Origin of the sequence: Sinomonas sp. G460-2 (genome assembly GCF_047759905.1) — a bacterium.
Lineage (GTDB): Bacteria > Actinomycetota > Actinomycetes > Actinomycetales > Micrococcaceae > Sinomonas.
In genome coordinates, this window is the sequence record NZ_JBKZWT010000465.1 from 1 (window position 1) to 2,110 (window position 2,110).

Sequence of the window (2,110 nt, forward strand, 5' to 3'; positions counted from 1 at the left end):
GCCGTCGTTCCGCCCGGTCCACGGTTCACTCGGGGCGTCGACGGGCAGCGCGGTGCGGGTGGCGTCGTTCATGCCTCCAGCACATCGCACGGGACGCCGTCGGCGCCAGTGTCTGGCGGCAGGGATGTCCGGTCCCCCAGAAGGACCTGTGCCGTCCAGTACGCGTGCTGGACGGCCGGGCCTGTTGCCGAGGCTGCGATCCGCGGAATCGCGGGCGCCGCGAGCTGGCCGACCGCCCCGAACGCCGCCCGGTTCAGCGAAACGCGTACGCTCCGGCCCGCAGCCCCCTGCCTACTGCTGCACCTTCTCGAGCTTGAGCATTTCGGCGATGACGGTGTCGAGCTCGGTGTCCTGGAAGATCTTCTTCCAGTCGTCCTTGATGATGGTGCGCTTGCCGTACTGGATCGCGATCTCGCAGGCCTCGGAGAACGGGTTGGAGCCGCGGAGGGCGTTGGTGAGGGCGATCTGGGTGTGGCCGAAGAGCATGGCCTTGGCTGCGGCCTCGGGGACGCCGACGGTGTGGACGGTCTCGTGGAGGGCCTCGTTGAGGAGGGTTCCGATCATGCAGGCGACGGTCTCGACGAGGGTGGGCTCGAGGACGGCGAGCTGGTAGACGGTGACCCAGTGGACGTCGATGACGGGGGCGTACATGGTGCGGATCACGGCCTCGGCGCGGTCGCGCGCGGCGGTGGGGGCGTCGTCGTCGATCGCGGCGACCACGTTCTGGGGCGCGCCGGCGCCGCCGAAGGTGTCGGCCCATTCCTCCTTCGTGGTGCGTTCGAGGAAGACCGAGGGGTGGCAGGGGTGGGCGACGGCCTGGATGACGTCGTCGCGCGTGGCGAGGAGGCCCGCGTAGGCGGCGGCGGGGTCGAGCGTGAGGAGGATCGCGCCGGGCTTGAGCTGGGGCACGACGCCCTCGGAGACCTTGCCGAGGACCACGTCGGGGACGGCGAGGATCACGACGTCGGCGGCCTTGACGGCGTCGTCGGTCGGGGTGATCTCGCGGCCGAAGCCGCGCACGCGCTCCTGCCCGGCGGGAGAGTTCTCGCTGTAGAGGACGGTGTGCCCGGACTTCTGCAGGTTGGCTGAGACCCGCAGGCCCATCTTCCCGCCCGCGCCGATGACGGCGACGGTCAGCTGTCCGATCGTCTCCTGTGCTTTGTTGTTTTCGTGGGCGTGGTTAGGCATTTCCCTTGCTCCTTAGGTAGGCGATGGTCGTCTCGGTCCACTGGCGCTCGGTGCGGACGGTCTCCTCGGGGGAGCCCTGCCATGGGAGCCAGTGCTCGATGATCTGGTTGATGCTGTTCTGGGCGGGGCGGATCGCGGCGGCCATGTGGTCGTAGTCGAGGAGGCCCTCGCCCATGGGCGCGCCGGTGTAGACGAAGCCGACCCAGCCGTCCTGCCGGGCGAACGCGAAGTCCTTGATGTGCATGTTCAGCACGTGAGGGGCCACGGCCTCGACGACCTCGCGCGGGTTCTCGAGCGCCGCGACCGTGTTGGCCGGGTCGGAGCAGATCCCGAGGCTCGGACTGCCGATCGCCTCGACGACGGCGATCAGGTCCGCGGTGGGGACCTGTTCGTAGGTTTCGAGGGCGAGCCTGACGCCCGCGGCCTCGTACTCGGGCATCACCTCGTGCAGGAGCTCGATGGCCTCCGCGGGCGACGGCGCGTGGCCGGGTTCGCCGGGACCCCCGAAGGTGTCGGGCTCCGGGGTGTTGAGCATGCTGCGGACGAGGCGCGCGCCGAGGGCCCGGGCGATGTGCAGGAAGCGGCGGAGCCGCTCGGGGCGGATGCCCTTCGTGCCGACCTCGAGCGCGACGCCCTGGGCCTCGGCGTGGGCGCGGAGCTCGGCGAGCTGCGCGTCGTCCCAGGCCTCGAGCGGTGCGTAGTCGCAGATCTGCAGGAGCCCTAGCCCGAGTTCGCGGGTGCGGTCGACGGCGCCGGCGAGGCTCAGCGGGTTCGGGACCCGGTCGCTGAGCTCCCAGAAGAGGGCGTAGGTGCTGAGCCCGATCAAGCTCTGGCTGATCATGCCCGGACCTCCTGTCCGGCTTCGGCACGCTGGACGCGGGCCGCGGCTTCGTCGAGGACGGCGGCGAACGCGGCGGGGTCG

The 2,110-nt window shown here is 70.8% G+C and carries 2 protein-coding genes; both read right to left on the reverse strand.

Going from position 1 to position 2,110, the window contains the following annotated elements:
* Positions 1 to 291: 291 nt before the first annotated feature.
* Entirely contained in the window at positions 292 to 1,188 is an 897-nt protein-coding gene (locus tag ACLN58_RS21480; protein ID WP_415857245.1) for a phosphogluconate dehydrogenase C-terminal domain-containing protein, read from the reverse strand.
* Complete coding sequence (locus tag ACLN58_RS21485; RefSeq protein ID WP_415857246.1) at positions 1,181 to 2,029, reverse strand: sugar phosphate isomerase/epimerase family protein; 849 nt, start codon at positions 2,027 to 2,029, stop codon at positions 1,181 to 1,183. The genes ACLN58_RS21480 and ACLN58_RS21485 overlap by 8 nt, the downstream gene beginning before the upstream one ends.
* Positions 2,030 to 2,110: the final 81 nt, after the last annotated feature.

What these genes read in the sequence shown, in the direction of transcription:
- ACLN58_RS21480 (WP_415857245.1), bottom strand. Translation starts at nt 1,188, where the DNA reads ATGCCTAACCACGCCCACGAAAACAACAAAGCACAGGAGACGATCGGA.
- ACLN58_RS21485 (WP_415857246.1), bottom strand. Translation starts at nt 2,029, where the DNA reads ATGATCAGCCAGAGCTTGATCGGGCTCAGCACCTACGCCCTCTTCTGG.